Here is a 16,098-nt window from a genome sequence, read left to right as displayed (position 1 = left end):
TGTCGTGCTCCGCTCGACTTTGCAGGAGCGCTTCGCTAGAGTCGTCAGGTTCTGGCCCGGCGTCACCCGACACCGCTCAGGCCCATGGCGCCAACATCACATCACATGCTTTCGCACTATTTTCCCGGCACGCTATTGCCTGCCGCATTTGCCACTTGTGTGCTCGCCTGCACGCCGTTGTACGCACAGGCGCAGACACAAGCAGAAGCACAGGCCGCCGACCCGGCGCCTGACACCGCCGCAGGTCCCACGTGGAAGCTGTCCGGCTTCGGCACGCTCGGCGTGGTCCATTCGAACAACCGCGAGGCTGATTTCAGCTCGTCCATCCTGCGCGCGAGCGGCGCCGGCGTGTCCGGCTCCTGGAGCCCGGACGTCGACAGCCGCCTCGGCGCCCAGCTCGACGTGGGCCAGGGCGCCTGGTCAGGCGTGCTGCAGGTAATCAGTGAGCAGCGCCTGAATGGCAGTTACCATCCGCGCGTCGAGTGGGCCAATATCAAGTACCAGATGACGCCCGACCTCGCCGTACGCGTCGGTCGCATCGCACTGCCCGTTTTTCTTGGCGCCGAATCGCGCAAGGTCGGCTACACCATTCCGTGGGTCCGCACGCCGGTCGAAGTCTATGGCGCATTGCCGATTTCAAGCAGCGACGGGGTCGACGCGACCTGGCGCTGGAACGCCGGCGCCGTGCGCCACGCAACGCAGGTGTTCTCGGGCAGCACCGACCAGGACCTGGGCTTTGGCCTGCAGATCGATGCCGAAAACATCCTGGGCCTGTCGCACAGCATCGACTATGGTCCCCTGACGGTACGCCTGTCGGCCGCGCGCGCGCGCCTGAACACCGACATCGCCGCCGACCTGTTCGCGGGCCTGCGCATGTTCGGCCCGCAGGGCCAGATGCTGGCCGAGCGCTACGCCATCGTCAACAAGCGCGTGTCGATGATCAGCGCGGGCGCCAGCTATGACCCGGGTGCATGGTTCGTCACCGCCGAAACGGGACGTACCCGCACCGACTCCCTGCTCGGCGGCGGCACGTCGGTGTATGTCGGCGCCGGCTGGCGCCAGGGCGCATTCACGCCCTACGTCGGCTATGCGCAGATCCGCGCCGACGTGGCCACGTCCGACCCCGGCCTGTCACTGCAAGGCCTGCCCCCGCCGGTCGCTGCCGGCGCCGCCCAGATCAATGGCGCGCTGAACACGCTGCTGGCAACGATTCCGATCCAGACCACCTGGAGCACCGGCGTACGCTGGGACGTCGCCACCAACGTCGCCCTCAAGCTGCAGTTCGAGAGCGTGCGGCCGCGCGGCGGTTCGCGCGGCACCCTGATCAATTCCACGCCTGCGTTTCGTTCGGATCGCACGACTAGCGTGACCAGCATTGCGCTGGACTTTGTCTTTTGACGCCGATGAAAACACGCCTCGGTAATTATTCCCGCCACCTGCTGGCCCTGTGCACGCTGTGCTTCGTCGCCACGAACGCGTCGGCCGAACTGGTCGTCATCGTCTCGAGCCGCAACCCGAACCCGGTCCTCAATGCCGAGCAGGTCAGCGCCATCTTCCTCGGCCAGACGGGCAGCTTCCCGGATGGCGCGGCCGCCGTCGCCATCGACCAGGGGCTGGGCGCAGCGCAGCGCGACCTGTTCTATCGCCAGCTCACCGGCAAGACCCCGGCACTGCTCAAGGCCCACTGGTCCAAGATGGTGTTCACGGGCCGCGGCCAGCCGCCGCGCGAAGCCCCAAGCGATGCTGCCGTGCGCCGCATGGTGGCCGACAACCCGTCGATGATCGGCTATATCGAGCGCGCCGCGCTCGACCCGTCGGTGCGCCCTGTGCTGGTGCTGCAGTGAGCATGCCATGAACATGCTCGCGCGTTCCAGCGGGCCGTCGCTCACGGGCGACGGCGAGCCGTCGGCAGGCGCGCCGCGCACGCGCGGCCTGCTGGCGCGCTGGCTTGGCCTGGCGCTCGAGACACACATCTCGCTGCCGCTGTTCGCGCTGGCGCTGCTAGGCGCAATGTGGTTCGGCACGCTGCACGTGATCGAATCGGAGCGCCGCGCCGCTGTCGTGGCCACACGCGACGCGACCCAGGAACTGCTCGACACGTATGAAGCGCAACTGGCGCGCAGCCTGAGCGCGATCGACCAGACCCTGCGCGTGCTGAAGTACGCGGTCGAGCAGAATGGCCCGACCGGCGCCCTGCCCGCGCTCGAAGCCAAGGGCCTGCTGCCGCCCGGCCTCGTGTTTCAGGTGGAGATCAGCGACGCCAGCGGACACATCGTCGCCAGCAATCCCGCGTCGAAGCGGCATGACCTGGCACGCACCGCATGGTTCGAATTTCACCGCCAGACCAGCGACGACGTGCCGTTCGTCAGTCTGACCAGCCTGAGCGAGTACTCAAGGGAACCGACCGTCCACTTTTCGCGCCGCATCAACGATGCGGCCGGGCGCTTCTCCGGCGTGGCCGTCGTTGCCCTCGACCCGGCCTATTTCACCAGCGGCTACGAGCGCTCGCGCCAGGGCGATCGCGGCCTGCTCGGTATGGCGGGCACCGACGGCATGCTGCGCGCGCTGCGTGTGGGCGAAACCGTGTCATGGGGCCAGCGCTTCGTGCCGGGCGCAAACGGCGGCGTGGCAGCCGGCACGACCGCGCACGGCGCACCCGTGCTTGAATCCGAGGCCCGCACCGTCGCCAGCCGGCCGATGAACAGCTTCCCGCTGGTCGCGGTGGCCGGCTTGTCCGAAACCGAACAGATGGCCGGGTTCTATCAGGGCCGGCGCGCCTGGCTGCTTGGCGCGGGCGCGGCCAGCGCGCTCCTGATTGCCGTCGTGATCCTGGTGAGCGCGTGGTCGTGGCAGCTGGCCAAGGCGCGCCGGCGCGAACGGCTGGCGCAGGAAACCTACGCCGCTGCATCCGAAGCCAGTCCCGATGCTTTCTTCGTGCTGCGCACCGTGTTCGGTCCGCGCGGCGAAGTGCGTGATTTCGTGGTCGCCACCACCAACAGCCGCGCCGAGCGCTTCACCAGCCTGACCAAGCAGCAGATGGCCGCCAAGCCAATCTCGGGCCTGCTGCCACCGTCGATCAGTCAATCCGTCTTCGACGACCTGTCGGCGGTAGCGCGCGACGGCATTGCGCGCGAGACGGAGTGGCAGGCGCAGACCCTGCCCCAGCCCGGGGTCTGGCTGCACCGCCAGGCGGTGGCGGTCGAGGATGGCGTCGTCGTGATCGTGCGCGACATCACCGAGCGCAAGATGGGCGAGCAGCGTATCCGCCATCTGGCGCACCACGATGACCTGACCGGCCTGCCCAACCGCAGCCTGCTGCGCGAGCGCCTGGGCGAGGCGATCGTCACCGCGGCCGAAGCGGGCCGCGCGGTCGGCCTGGCGTTCATCGACCTCGATGGCTTCAAGCTGGTCAACGACACGCTGGGCCACAACGCCGGCGACGAACTGCTCAAGGTGGTTGGCGCGCGCATGCACCGCTGCCTGCGCAGCGACGATACGCTGGCGCGCTTTGGCGGCGACGAATTCGTGATCCTGCTGCCGGACCTCGCGGGCGACCCGATGGCGATCGCGCCGCTGCTCGAACGCGTGCGTGAAGCCGTCACCGAGCCGGTGCTGGTCGAGGGCCAGGAAGTGCAAGTGAGCTGCAGCGTCGGCGTGACGTTCTACCCGCGCGACGGCGCCAGCGCCAACGCCCTCATGATGCACGCCGATGTGGCCATGTACCGCGCCAAGGAACTGGGCAGCAACAACGTGCAGTACTACGTCAGCGAAATGAACGAGAGCGTTGACGAAAAGCTCGTGCTGCTCGAAGGCCTGCGGGCGGCGATCGACACCTGCGCCGAAGACTATCCGGGCCCGTGCCAGTTCCAGCTGCTGTACCAGCCGAAGATCGACCTGCGCACGAATTGCCTGTTCGGCGTCGAGGCGCTGATCCGCTGGCACCACCCCGAGCAGGGCCTGGTCTCGCCGCTGCGCTTCATCGGCCTCGCCGAAGAGAGTGGCCTGATCGTACAGATCGGCGACTGGGTGCTGCGCACCGCCTGCGCCCAGGCCCAGGCCTGGCGCACGGCTGGCCTGCCCCCGGTCAGCGTGTCGGTGAATGTCTCGGCGCGCCAGTTCGAAGACAAGCGCCTCGTCGAACGCGTCGCCGATGCCCTGCGCATCAGCGGCCTGCCGGCCGACGGCCTCGAAGTCGAGGTCACCGAAAGCCTGATCATGCGCGACCTGGGCCGCTCGATCGACAAGATGCGCGAACTCGAAGCGATGGGCGTGGCGCTGTCGATCGACGACTTCGGCACCGGGTACTCGAGCCTGTCGGCGCTCAAGTCGTTCCCGATCAGCCGCCTCAAGATCGACAAGTCATTTGTCGCCGATCTGGCCGACTCGCCCGACGACCAGGCAATCGCGATGGCCGTGATCTCGCTGGGCCACAAGCTCGACCTGCGCGTGATTGCCGAAGGCGTCGAGACCGAACAGCAGCGCGACTTCCTGCGCGCCAACGACTGCGACGAAATGCAGGGTTACCTGTTCAGCCGGCCGCTCCCGGCCAGCGATATCGCACGCCTGCTCGCAGGCAGCGCAGGAGACGCCCATGACCTCTGCGCCGAGTAGCACCGATAGCAAGGGGACGACCGCCGCGCCGGCCCATGCGGCGCTCATGCTGCGCCGCATGCGCAACTACTGGATCGCCACTGCCATGCTGTATGTGGCCACCATGGGCCTGCTCGCGGCGCAGGTCGGGGCCGGCTACACGCCGCGCGGCCCTGCGCTGGTGCTGAGCATCGTCGCCGCATGCGGCACGCTCGCGTTCTACGCCCTGATCCATTTCAGTGCGCGACTGAAGATCGCGCCCGACATGCTCGCGGCGCTGCAATCGCTGTTCGCGATCGGCTGCACCATTGCCGGCTATGCGATCGCCGGCCCGCTGCGCTCTTCGCTCCTGAGCATGCTGGTGGTGGCCATCGCCTTCTGTACGTTCGCCATGCACCCGCGCCGCGCACTGCTGCTCGCCGGCGCCGCCCTGGCCGGCATGGCCGGCATCATGTGGTATTTGCAGGCAATCGATCCGCTAGGCCATCCGCCCGCCGTCGAGGCGATGAGCTTCGGCTACCTGGCGGCGGCTTTGCTGGCGACTACGCTGCTGGCCAGCGAAATGACCAAGCTGCGCCGGCGCATGAAGGCCAGCAAGCAGGAGCTGCTGGCGGCCCTCGACACTATCCGTACGCTTGCCACCGTCGACGAATTGACGTCGCTGGCCAATCGCCGCCACATGAACGAGTTGCTGGGCGCCGAAGAACGGCGCTCAGCGCCCGCCACCAGTTGCGTGGCGCTGCTCGACCTCGACCTGTTCAAGCAGGTCAACGACCAATATGGCCACGCCGTGGGTGACGCCGTGCTGCGGGGATTCGCCGGCGCCGCGCATGGCGCGCTGCGCGAGCACGACACGCTGGCGCGCTGGGGCGGCGAAGAATTTCTGCTGCTGCTGCCGGACGCCACGCCGCAGGCAGCGCGCCAGGTGCTCGAGCGCATCGTCACGCGCGTGCACGCACTGCAGATCGACGGCATGACGCCGGAGCGGCGGATCAGCTTTTCGGCCGGCCTGGCCGAACGGCGCGATGGCGAACCGTTCACGGAAGCGATCAGCCGCGCCGACAAGGCGCTGTACCGGGCCAAGGCGGCCGGACGCGACCGGATCGAAGTCGCCTAGCCTTTCAATTGGTCGGCCGCCGCCGCTGGCAGACTCGATTCCAGCACGACCGGTACCACCGCGCGCAGACGCTGGATCAGCTGGTCGGGATCGCTGTCGGCGATCATCAGGTCTTCGTGTTCGGGCCGCACGAATCCTTCGGCCACCTGATGGCCCACGAAGGCGCGCAGGCCGTCATAGAAACCGTTGACGTTCAGGAGGCCAATCGGCTTGGCGTGGATGCCCAGCTGGGCCCAGGTCACCATCTCGAACAGCTCTTCCAGCGTGCCCATCCCGCCCGGCATGGCGATGAAGCCTTCGGACAGGTCGGCCATCATGGCCTTGCGCTCGTGCATGTCCTTGACGACGAACAGGCGCGTGAGGCCCGCGTGGCCGACTTCGCGCTCGACGAGGGCGCGCGGGATGACGCCGGTGGCTTCGCCGCCCAGGCGCAGCACTTCATCGGCGATCACGCCCATCAGGCCGACCTTGCCGCCGCCGTAGACGAGGCTGATATTGTGGTCGACCATGGCGCGCGCCAGCAGGCGCGCCGCATCGGCGTAGACGGGGTTGACGCCGTGCGCGGCGCCGCAGTAGACAGCAAGGGTTTTCATCGTGTGCATTTTCAAAGGAAGTCGGCGCCAGGCCTGGCGTCGGCCGACAGTTTTTTAAGATAGTCGTCAGACAGCTTCTCGAACAGGACGCGCGTCTCGCCATTCAGGTAGGGCCCGACCATCGACAGCACCTGGTAGCAGCCGCGCGCGAGCGCATCGGCAATCGCCTGCTGCTCGCTGTATTTGCGGGGATTGCGCACGTATTCGAACGACAGCCAGTAGGTCGCCACGACCACCATATTGGTCGCCATGGCGCCGATCTGCTGGTCGGACGCGTCAAGAGAGCCTTCGCTGCGCAAGTCTTCGCACAGCTGGCGCGCGACCTTGATCTTGTGCGCGTGGATTGCCTTGAAGTGCAGTTCGAGCTTGCGGTTGCGCGACAGCAGATCGTTCAGGTCGCGGTAGAAGAAGCGGTAGCGCCAGATCAGCTTGAACATATGGTGCAGGTACAGCCACACGTCTTCCATGTTCGAGCGGCGCCCGGCCGGCACCGTCAGGATGCGCTCGATCTCCGCCTCGAACTGGACGAAGATCGAGTTGACGATATCGTCCTTGTTGCGGAAATGGTAGTACAGATTGCCGGGCGAGATATTCATCTCTTCGGCAATGACGGTGGTCGTGATATTGGGCTCGCCGAACTCGTTGAACAACCTGAGCGAGAGCTCGAGGATGCGTTCACGGGTCCGGCGCGGTGCTTTTTGTTGCATGTAGGCCGCTGTTCGTGTTTGTTCCCGCAAGGATATCATCGAACGGTCGTTCTATCGAGCCATCTGCCGGTTGACTGGCCGGGGATTCGTGTTATCCGGTCCTGCGCGCGCTCTGCAGGCGGAACGCTTCGTCGAGCTGCTCGCGCAGCGCCCGCGCGCCGAGCGGCTTGATGTAATGGCCATCGGCCACACCGCTCTTGATGGCCGCTTCGATATCGGTCAGGTCGGGCTGACCCGACAGCATCAGGCGCACCGTCTTTGGATACCGCGCCGCCGCCTCGGCCAGCACCTCGGTGCCGCGCATGCCGGGCATGGCCTGGTCGCACAGGATCACCTCGACTGGTTCGTGCGACAGCACCTGCAGCGCTTCCTCGCCCGAGCAGGCGCTGAGCACCCGGTACGGCTGGCCGATCAGCATGTCGTTGAGCACCCCAAGCATGAAGCGGTCATCGTCGACCAGCAGCAGCGTGCGTGCGTCGGTGGCCGGCGTGGCTGTGGCCTCGGTTGACGCGGCAGACTGGGGCTGGGGCTGTGCCGGCGGTGTCGCCATTGCCGGCGCCGGCGCCGACGCTGGCGTAGGGGTCAGAAAGGCTTCGAGCTCCGCGACGAAGCTTTCGGGCTCGATCGGCTTGCTGATATAACCATCGAAGCCGGCGGCCAGCACTTTTTCACGGTCGCCCGTCATTGCCAGCGCGGTCACGGCCAGGATGGGCACGCCGGCCAGCGCCGGGTCGCCCTTGAGCTCGGCGAGCACGGCAAAACCGTCCATCCCGGGCAGATTCACGTCGCACGCGATCAGGTCGGGGCGCTCGCTGCGCGCAGCGGCCACGCCGCGGGGGCCATCGGCCGCGCTCAATGGCGCGTGGCCATAGGCGCTGAGCAGGAACGACATCAGTTCGATGTTCGCCGGGTTATCTTCGATGATCAGGATGCGCGCCACTGGGTGCTCCAAAAGATGCGTTGTTGATATCACTGTACCACGCTCGGGCGAGGGGTGGATTCACGCTGCGCCGTGCAAAACAGGGGGTGCCGGACAGGCCGTTGGCACGCGCCCGATCTCGTCCATGACAAGCGCCAGCACGCGCCGGTTGCGGCCAAGCGCGACGTGACCAACGCCGCCCAGTTCGAGGTTGCGCGCCCCTTCAAGATGCCCTGACGTCTGGGGCGCCACGATATTGTCGTGGTGCGTGTAGATCGACGTGATGCACGCGCGTGTGGCAGCGTCTTCATGCGCAGCAAGCTCGCGCAACCATGCGCAGGCGGGCCCGTCGACACCCGCCCGCCGCATCTGCGCCGCGTTGACGCCGATGCCGAACGCCGCCAGGCATGTGCCGTGATGCGGCGTGCCAAGCGTGATGACGCGCGCCGCCTGCGCGCCGCCATGGCGCCGCAGCCAGGCGCGCGCGGCCAGCCCGCCCATGCTGTGGCCGACGACGATGACCTGCTGCGCGCCGGCCGCGCGCAGCAACCGTGTTGCGCCCTCTTCGATTGCATCGGCAAAGCCGTCGATGTCGCCCGTGAGCGGCTCCAGGTCGAGTGTGGCATGGCTGATGCCGGCCGCGTTGAGCCGCGCCGTCAGGTACGCCCAGTAGCCGCTGTTGCAGCCGTAACCGTGCAGCAGCAGGACCGGCGGCGTGCGGCAGTCAGGATGGATGCGTGTATGGGGCCGCGCGCGCGGCATGTGCCAGGAACTGACCAGCATGCTGGCGCCAAATTCTTCGCCGAGCATGCGCACCGCAGCGGCTGGCCCGAGCTGGTACTGGGGCGGCGTGTGACTGGCGACGCGCCGGCTCATCACGAAATTGTTCATGTTGATCGCCAGGCGCACCAGCACCACACTCATGACGCCGATGGCAACGGCTTGCCACGGCCCGGCGCCAGCCCGGGCGGCGCCGGCGGCGATGGCACAGGCGATCAGCACCTGTGCGAGCAGGACCAGGCGTAGCAGCAGGCGCGAACTCATGCCGGCGCCCTGTCTGAACGGTCGTCGCGGTACGGGGCCGTATCGATGCGGTCAGTGTCCATGCGACGAGTATAGGCTTGCTGCTGCGCGGGCATCAACGGGGTGGCGCGTCCTTCAGGATCGCGCGGGCAATGCCGCGCAGGATGTTGACTTCTTCAAGCTCCAGACCACCGCGCGCGAACATGCGCTTGATGCGCGGCATGAGCTTTTTCGGGTTGTCGGCATTCAAAAAGCCGATGGCGACCAGGGCCTGCTCGAGGTGCGCGTACATGCCGTCGATCTGGGTCACGCTGGCAGCGTCGCCCTGGAAGCCGACGCCGCGCGTATCGGGCGCGCCGCTGAGGCAGGCCATGCGCGCCTCGTAGGCCAGCACCTGGGCCGCCTGCGACAGGTTCAGCGACGAATAATCGGGATTGGCCGGGATGTTGATCAAGACATTGCAGCGCTCGACGATGTCGTTCGGCAGCCCGACGCGCTCGTTGCCGAAGACGATGGCGGCGCGCAGCTCGGGCGCGGCGCCAGCATGTTCGGCGAACGCGCGCGGGGTCCAGACGGGGGGCGAGAATTCGCGCAATCTGGCCGAGACGGCAGCGGCGAAGTTGCAGCCGTCAAGGGCCGCGCCGATGTCAGGCACGACCCGTGCGTTGTTCAGGACATCGCCTGCGCCGCTGGCAAAGGCGACGGCTTCAGGATCATTGACGAAGTCGGCGCACTTCGGCGTGACCAGCACCAGATCGGTAAAGCCCATCGTTTTCATTGCACGCGCGACCGAGCCGATGTTGCCGGCGCGGCTCGTTTCGACGAGGACGAAACGCAAACGGCCGAACAGCGGCTGCGCTCTGAAAGAAGAAGTGTCGGTTTGGGTCGGGTTCATTTACAATAGCGACCATCGCGTGGTGCGGACGGTTTTGCGGTAGCGGGGGCAAGCCCCGGATTGTAACGGGTTCCGGCGCCACCCTGCTCTTTAATCACTCTTCAATAGCTGATCGTTCACGGCGCCCCATCGGTGCGTGAGTGGGCGTTCGCGTTCTTACGGAAAAGCCTCCATGCACCCAATGCTCAACACGGCCATCAAGGCCGCCCGCCGCGCCGCCACCGTCATCAACCGTGCGTCCTTCGACATCGACCGCATCGTCGTTTCGGAAAAGCAACACAACGATTTCGTCACCGACGTCGACCAGGCGGCGGAGCATGAAATCGTCGAAACGCTGCTCAAGGCGTATCCGGGCCATGCCATCCTGGCCGAAGAAAGCGGTGCATCAGCCAATCTGAACGACGAGAGTGAAAATGTGTGGATCATCGACCCGATCGATGGCACAACCAACTTCCTGCACGGCTACCCCAACTACTGCATCTCGATCGCGCTCAAGCAGCGCGGCGTGATCACAAACGGCCTGGTCTACGACCCGGTCCGCAACGACCTGTTTACCGCCACCAAGGGCGGCGGCGCCTACCTGAACGACAAACGTATCCGCGTACGCAGCACCGAGCGCATCGGCCGCGCCCTGCTGTCGTCGGGCCACGGTCCGGATCCACGCGCACTGGCCGAATACCTGCGCATGTACGAAGTCGTTGCCTCGCGCAGCCACGGCGTGCGCAGCGGCGGTTCGGCAGCACTGGAACTGGCCAACGTGGCCGCCGGCCGCATCGACGGCTTCTTTGAAAAGAACCTGAAGATCTGGGACATCGCCGCCGGCGCCCTCTTGGTGACCGAAGCTGGCGGTATCGTCGGCGAGTTCAGCGGCGAGTCCGATTACCTGAACAAGGGCGACGTGATCGCCGCCGGCCCGAAGGTTTTCGGCGCGCTTGTCCCGCTGTTGTCGCCTTTCGCGTAAAATACACGTTGTAACAATCAGGCCACTCGCAGGCGGTGCTTGCCAGTGGCCTGTGTTTTTGTACAATACGTTACAGAGTTCTGCATCAAATACTTTCTACAGTGAAATACACTTCACTATAATCCCTGCCAGCCGCCTTTGCGGCAGCGTCCGGGCGCCCGCTAGCTTGCGCGCCTGCATCGATCAATCCGATTCCAGGACTGCCGCCAAGCATGGCGACGGGCCGCTTTTTTACTGAAAAAATCTATGTCATTTTCTTCACTTGGTCTTTCTGACGCGATCGTGCGCGCGGTAACCGAACAAGGCTATACCGCCCCGACCCCGATCCAGAGCCAGGCCATTCCAACCGTGCTGAACGGCGGCGACCTGCTCGCCGGCGCCCAGACCGGTACCGGCAAGACGGCTGGCTTCACGCTGCCGATCCTGCATCGCCTGTCGACCGACACGATCGGCGCAGCGCAGAAAAACAAGACCTCGCCACGCGTGATCCGCGCGCTGGTCCTGACCCCGACCCGCGAACTCGCGGCACAGGTCGAGGAAAGCGTGCGCCTGTATGGCACGTACACGAACCTGAACTCGGCCGTCATCTTTGGCGGCGTCGGCATCAATCCACAGATCAAGCTGCTCAAGCATGGCGTCGACATCCTCGTCGCCACGCCCGGCCGCCTGCTGGACCACGCTGGCCAGGGCACGGTCGACCTGTCGAAAGTCGAAATCCTGATCCTGGACGAAGCCGACCGCATGCTGGACATGGGCTTCATCCACGACATCCGCAAAGTGCTGGCGCTGCTGCCGGCCAAGCGCCAGAACCTGCTGTTCTCGGCCACCTTCTCGGAAGAGATCAAGACGCTGGCTGACCGCCTGCTGAACAACCCGCAGATGATCGAAGTGGCGCGCCGCAACTCGACCGTTGAAGTCATCGCGCAAAAAATCCACCCGGTCGACCGCGACAAGAAGCACCCGCTGCTGTCGCACCTGATCAAGTCCAACAACTGGACGCAGGTGCTGGTCTTCACGCGCACCAAGCACGGCGCCAACAAGCTGGTCGAGCAGCTGGGCAAGGACAGCATCGGCGCGATGGCGATCCACGGCAACAAGAGCCAGTCGGCACGTACCAAGGCGCTGGCCGAGTTCAAGGACGGCAGCCTGCAAGTGCTGGTCGCCACCGACATCGCCGCGCGCGGCATCGACATCGACCAGTTGCCACACGTGGTGAACTACGACCTGCCGAACATCCCGGAAGACTACGTCCACCGCATCGGCCGTACGGGCCGTGCCGGCGCGACGGGTGAAGCCGTATCGCTGGTGTGCGTCGACGAACACCAGATGTTGAAAGACATCGAAAAGCTGATCAAGCAAACGCTGCCACGCGAAGTCATCGAAGGCTTCGAGCCAGACATGAACGCCAAGCCACAGCCAATCCAGCTGCGCAGCGGCGCCCCAGGCCACACCGGCCGCGGCGGTCGTCCGGGCGGCGGCAACGGCGGTGGCCGTGGTAACGGCGGCGGTGGTGGTAATGGTGGTGGTAACGGCGGCGGCGGCAACAAGCCCCGCGCCCCAGGTGGCGCCCCCGCAGCCGCAAAACGCAGCGGCCCACGCCCCGCCTCCGCAGTACGCCGCGACCGCTAACCCAATCAGGGTCAGAGTCGAATTATCGAGAAACTTTGTCACACCACTCGGTAATTCGATGTCACCTGAAGGTTAATATCGCCAAAGCTCTTACCCAACAATGAGGGTCAGAGTCGAATTGTTTGACAACTTTAAAAGTTGTCATTTAATTCGACTCTGACCCTCATTGTTTTTGTTGCCACTGATCCCCAAAACTGCAAGAACTTCGCCGATCAATGTTCGCTAGAACATTGATTACTCGGCTCGCGCCTATTTATTTCCGCCTAGGTGTTTTTGGCCTTGTATTTAATGAGGGTCAGAGTCGAATTATTGAGTAACATCCGGGAATCAATTTGCCAGAAGATTGTTGCATTATCGACTTCCCCAAAATCAATTACTAATCAATTAGGGTCAGAGTCGAATTGTTTGACAACTTTTAAAGTTGTCATTTAATTCGACTCTGACCCTCATGTTTATTTTGGTGGTGTTAATGGGTGGATATTGAGGAATAACAAAGTTGTCTGGCGGGTGGGTGGGAAGAATGGGATTTTGGGGTGCAGGAGGTCGTATGGCGCGCAGGGTGCTGGTGCTGGTGGGGCTGTTGGTGGCCGGGTGTGCTTCTACGGGGCAGGTCAGCCTGGGTGAGGTGCGGGAGTTTGCGGATGCGTCGGCCAGGCTGGGTGGGTATGCGGAATTGTCGCGGCGATATCGGGACACCTATGATCGCGAGTCGCCGTATTTGTCGCCGCAGGCCGAGCGCGTGGCGCGCGATACCGATGCGCGGCGGCGGGCGGTGTTTGATGATTTTGTCGCGATTCAGAAAACGCTCGTGCTGTATATGCAAACGCTAAGTTCGCTGGCGGGCGATGGCCGGTACGACTTGTCCGGGCGCATCGATGACCTGGGAAGCGGCCTCAAGGCGATGACGGACTCGGGCTTGCAGCAGCGGCACGTGGCGGCCTATACAGGAATGACCCGACTGCTGACGCGGGTGATCACGTCCCGCTACCAGAACCGCAGCGTCGACACGATGGTGCGCGATGGGAATGCCGATGTGCAAACGCTGATCGACGCCATGATCGTCCTCACCCGCATTTATGAAAAGGCCAACGAGAATGAACGGAAGACCGTGCTCGGCCTCTTCAATGCCGAAATCCCAATGGCCAACCGCAATACCGATCGCATGCTGGTGACGCTGGCCAAGGTGCACCTGCAAAACAAGACTGCCGAATACAAGCTGATCGACCGTCGTTACAAGCTGGCCCAGCAGGGCCTGACCAAGGTGGCACTGGGCCACCAGAAAATGCGTGAGAACATGGATAAGCTCAGCAGCGAGGAAACACGCCACATGCTGGCGGGCTATGTTCACGACCTGAATCTGATCCGCGACGCGCTCAGCGGCGAATAATGGGGAATATCATGGCGACATCTTCACACAGCAATCCCGACCAGGCATCCGACGACACCGGCACGACGCCATCATCGGCCACTCCGCGCCAGCAGGCGGCATCGCCTCTGCCAAACCAGCCATCCATGCCCGACGCCATCGTTAACATAGTGACGCCTGGCATGCCGCCAGCTGCCGCAGACGGACACGATGTGGACGGTCCCCCTCGCGCCAACGCGCTATCAAATATGCAATGCGTCGTTGACCTGGCCGACAGCGTGGTCTGTATCGCCGATGACCTGCACGAACGTATTCTGCAAGAGATTGCTGGCTACAACGATCGCACCATGCCGGATGCGCAGAAGGCCCTGATGCGCGTATTGACCGACGATGAGCGATTGCTGCGCCAGTACGCCCATGCGCTGTACGCCGACGCGGCCACATTCGTGATCCAGGATCTAAAAGAGCCACAACATCGCCTGATGTCACTGACGGCAGATGCGGCCGAAAAAATCCGCCGCATCGGTGTCATCGGCGAAGTCACCGGGCTGGTTGGCGGGATTCTGTTACTGGTCGGGAGCATCGCCAGGGGCCAGTTTTCGAAAGTAGGCGCTGCGCTGGAGAAAATACAGCTCCACAACGCCGCACTCAAGACGCTCAAGCCGGGCTCAACAGCCAAGACCTGAATCCTGCTGGATGCAGATGCACAAAGGGCGTTAACCGAGCCCCACTGGCTCGCTCAGGCAATCACGTCCGGCAGGCTCGATGGATCGAAATCGGCCCAGTCCCCAGCCACGATATTGCCCTGCGCACGCTCGATATGATGCGCGCCGAGTCCGCGCAACAGATCGATCGCGCGGGCTTCCAGCGCGGGATCGGTGAACGCAACCGCCACCAGCATGCCGGCCGTGCGCGGCGCCACCGCATTTTCGCCCCCCTCTTCCGGCTCGCCCCGGTCTTTCATTTTCGAAAAACTGAACAGCGAACCGATGTGCCCGCCCACGAGCCCGCCGACGATCGGACCGATGGGGCCGGTGATCGGCGACGTTGCCGCACCGACCGCCACGCCAACCGCACCCCCCGTCGCCATGCCCTGAACGACGCCTTCGGGCGTGTCCTTCGCACCGGGCGACTGTAAATTGTCGCCGCCGATGGGCGTCATATCGTGCTGACCGGGCTGGCTCAGATAAAAGCCGCTGATGCGATCGGCTTCAAAACCGGCGTCGACCAGTGCGCTGCGCGCGCGGTCCACCTCGTCCTGAAGCTGGAAACGTCCTGCGATGATCATAGACATGGGCAAGTTCTCCTGGATAGAGAGGCCAGCATGCGCCCGCAGCAGCGACCCATCTGTACGGCGCCGCACGCACCCTGTCACGGGCGGTTGCCATCAATTTGACGACGTCAGCGTTCAGCGCCACTGACCGTAGACCACGCCATACTGCGGCGGTTCCTCCACGGGCGCAGGTGGTGCGCTTTGCCATTGACGTGGATCGATCCTGTAATACTTGAGGAATTCGTCGTACAACGCAGGATGGCGCGCAGCGAGCTGGTGCGGTTGCTCAAAGAAGCTTTCCGTGGCGACGGCGAAAAATTCGGCGGGATTGGTGGCGCCGTAATGGTCGAGCACTCCCTGCTTGCCCCACATGGCATCGTGCCGCAAGTTCGCGTAATCGCGCGACAGTACCTCAGACCAACTACGATAGCGCTCGCTGCTGCCCAGATACGGCGCACCATTGGTGTTGCCGGACTCGCTATCGAGCTGATGCGCAAACTCGTGCAGTACGACGTTGTGGCCAGGCGCATCAGCCGTATCGCCACGCCGGACATGATCCCACGACAGGATCACGCGCCCATCGCCCCACGATTCACCCAGCAAGTCTTGCCGTTCTTCGGTCACCACGCCGGACGCATCGATCTGCTTGCGCGGCGCCAGAAACGCTCCCGGATAGACCAGGACCATCTCGAGCGTCGGATAACTGACCGGCTTTTCGTGGCTGCCAACACGGCCCAGCAGCAGCAAGCACGCCTGGCCCGCGATCGTCACGCGCATTTCGTCAGTCAACTCGAGACCGGCGCAGCCGACAAACTTCTTTTGATGCAGAAAATGCTGGACCATCCGCGCCAGTTGTTGCCGCTGCAGATCGTCCATGCCGCTGTATTGCATGACATTGCGCGCCAGGATCGCGACATGCTCTGGCGGAAGCGGCCGGGATATGGCGCGGCGCAAGCGCCACTTGGGCACCAGCCAGGCGGCCAGGATGACGACGCCCAGCAACCCGACAGCAAGCGCTTCCATCA

Annotated in this window: 15 protein-coding genes; 8 read left to right on the top strand and 7 right to left on the bottom strand. The window is 64.5% G+C overall.

What is annotated here, in order from left to right; translation table 11 throughout:
* Window positions 1–105 precede the first annotated feature (105 nt).
* Genes NX775_RS19480 through NX775_RS19465 form a run of 4 tightly spaced genes read left to right on the top strand, consistent with a single transcriptional unit; the run spans window position 106 to window position 5,707 of the window.
* Window positions 106–1,398 (top strand): hypothetical protein, encoded by a 1,293-nt coding sequence (locus tag NX775_RS19480; protein ID WP_258837473.1) that lies wholly within the window; start codon window positions 106–108, stop codon window positions 1,396–1,398.
* Between the two features lie 5 nt (window positions 1,399–1,403).
* On the top strand, window positions 1,404–1,844 hold the full coding sequence (locus NX775_RS19475; RefSeq protein ID WP_258837472.1) for a type 2 periplasmic-binding domain-containing protein: 441 nt from the start codon (window positions 1,404–1,406) through the stop codon (window positions 1,842–1,844).
* Window positions 1,845–1,851: 7 nt separating this feature from the next.
* Window positions 1,852–4,611: a bifunctional diguanylate cyclase/phosphodiesterase gene (locus tag NX775_RS19470; RefSeq protein WP_258837471.1), complete on the top strand. Its 2,760-nt coding sequence runs from the start codon at window positions 1,852–1,854 to the stop codon at window positions 4,609–4,611.
* On the top strand, window positions 4,592–5,707 hold the full coding sequence (locus NX775_RS19465; protein WP_258837470.1) for a diguanylate cyclase domain-containing protein: 1,116 nt from the start codon (window positions 4,592–4,594) through the stop codon (window positions 5,705–5,707). Before NX775_RS19470 ends, NX775_RS19465 begins: the two co-directional genes overlap by 20 nt.
* Here the strand turns inward: NX775_RS19465 and NX775_RS19460 are convergent.
* The 5 genes from NX775_RS19460 to NX775_RS19440 form a co-directional block, all read right to left on the bottom strand.
* Entirely contained in the window at window positions 5,704–6,300 is a 597-nt protein-coding gene (locus tag NX775_RS19460) for an LOG family protein (RefSeq protein WP_258837469.1), read from the bottom strand. The two genes, NX775_RS19465 and NX775_RS19460, sit on opposite strands and share 4 nt — an antisense overlap.
* A gap of 11 nt (window positions 6,301–6,311) precedes the next feature.
* Window positions 6,312–7,007 carry a TetR/AcrR family transcriptional regulator gene (locus NX775_RS19455; protein WP_183550752.1) on the bottom strand — a complete coding sequence of 232 codons (696 nt, stop codon included), beginning with the start codon at window positions 7,005–7,007 and terminating at the stop codon, window positions 6,312–6,314.
* Window positions 7,008–7,098: 91 nt separating this feature from the next.
* Entirely contained in the window at window positions 7,099–7,947 is an 849-nt protein-coding gene (locus NX775_RS19450; RefSeq protein WP_258837468.1) for a response regulator, read from the bottom strand.
* A 60-nt stretch (window positions 7,948–8,007) separates the two neighbouring features.
* On the bottom strand, window positions 8,008–8,970 hold the full coding sequence (locus tag NX775_RS19445; RefSeq protein ID WP_258837467.1) for an esterase/lipase family protein: 963 nt from the start codon (window positions 8,968–8,970) through the stop codon (window positions 8,008–8,010).
* A 94-nt stretch (window positions 8,971–9,064) separates the two neighbouring features.
* Complete coding sequence (locus tag NX775_RS19440) at window positions 9,065–9,844, bottom strand: RNA methyltransferase (protein WP_258837466.1); 780 nt, start codon at window positions 9,842–9,844, stop codon at window positions 9,065–9,067.
* 181 nt (window positions 9,845–10,025) lie between these two features.
* Between NX775_RS19440 and NX775_RS19435 the strand changes: the two genes are divergently transcribed.
* The 4 genes from NX775_RS19435 to NX775_RS19420 all read left to right on the top strand — a co-directional run bounded on the left by NX775_RS19435 (window position 10,026) and on the right by NX775_RS19420 (window position 14,486).
* Window positions 10,026–10,805 carry an inositol monophosphatase family protein gene (locus tag NX775_RS19435; protein ID WP_183553544.1) on the top strand — a complete coding sequence of 260 codons (780 nt, stop codon included), beginning with the start codon at window positions 10,026–10,028 and terminating at the stop codon, window positions 10,803–10,805.
* Between the two features lie 246 nt (window positions 10,806–11,051).
* Complete coding sequence (locus tag NX775_RS19430) at window positions 11,052–12,434, top strand: DEAD/DEAH box helicase (protein WP_258837465.1); 1,383 nt, start codon at window positions 11,052–11,054, stop codon at window positions 12,432–12,434.
* 547 nt (window positions 12,435–12,981) lie between these two features.
* Window positions 12,982–13,821, top strand: a complete 840-nt coding sequence (locus NX775_RS19425) for a hypothetical protein (protein ID WP_258837464.1) — start codon at window positions 12,982–12,984, stop codon at window positions 13,819–13,821.
* Between the two features lie 11 nt (window positions 13,822–13,832).
* Entirely contained in the window at window positions 13,833–14,486 is a 654-nt protein-coding gene (locus NX775_RS19420) for a hypothetical protein (protein WP_258837463.1), read from the top strand.
* Window positions 14,487–14,539: 53 nt separating this feature from the next.
* Here the strand turns inward: NX775_RS19420 and NX775_RS19415 are convergent, their stop codons facing one another.
* Both NX775_RS19415 and NX775_RS19410 read right to left on the bottom strand, forming a co-directional pair.
* A complete protein-coding gene (locus tag NX775_RS19415; protein ID WP_258837462.1) occupies window positions 14,540–15,094 on the bottom strand; it encodes a hypothetical protein in 555 nt (184 codons plus the stop codon).
* 114 nt (window positions 15,095–15,208) lie between these two features.
* Entirely contained in the window at window positions 15,209–16,096 is an 888-nt protein-coding gene (locus NX775_RS19410) for a M90 family metallopeptidase (RefSeq protein ID WP_258837849.1), read from the bottom strand.
* Window positions 16,097–16,098 lie beyond the last annotated feature (2 nt).

Origin of the sequence: Massilia aurea, assembly GCF_024753205.1 — a bacterium.
Classification (GTDB): Bacteria; Pseudomonadota; Gammaproteobacteria; order Burkholderiales; family Burkholderiaceae_D; genus Telluria; species Telluria aurea.
The sequence above is the reverse complement of the archived record's forward strand: the minus strand, read 5'-3'. Positions and strand labels throughout refer to the sequence as shown.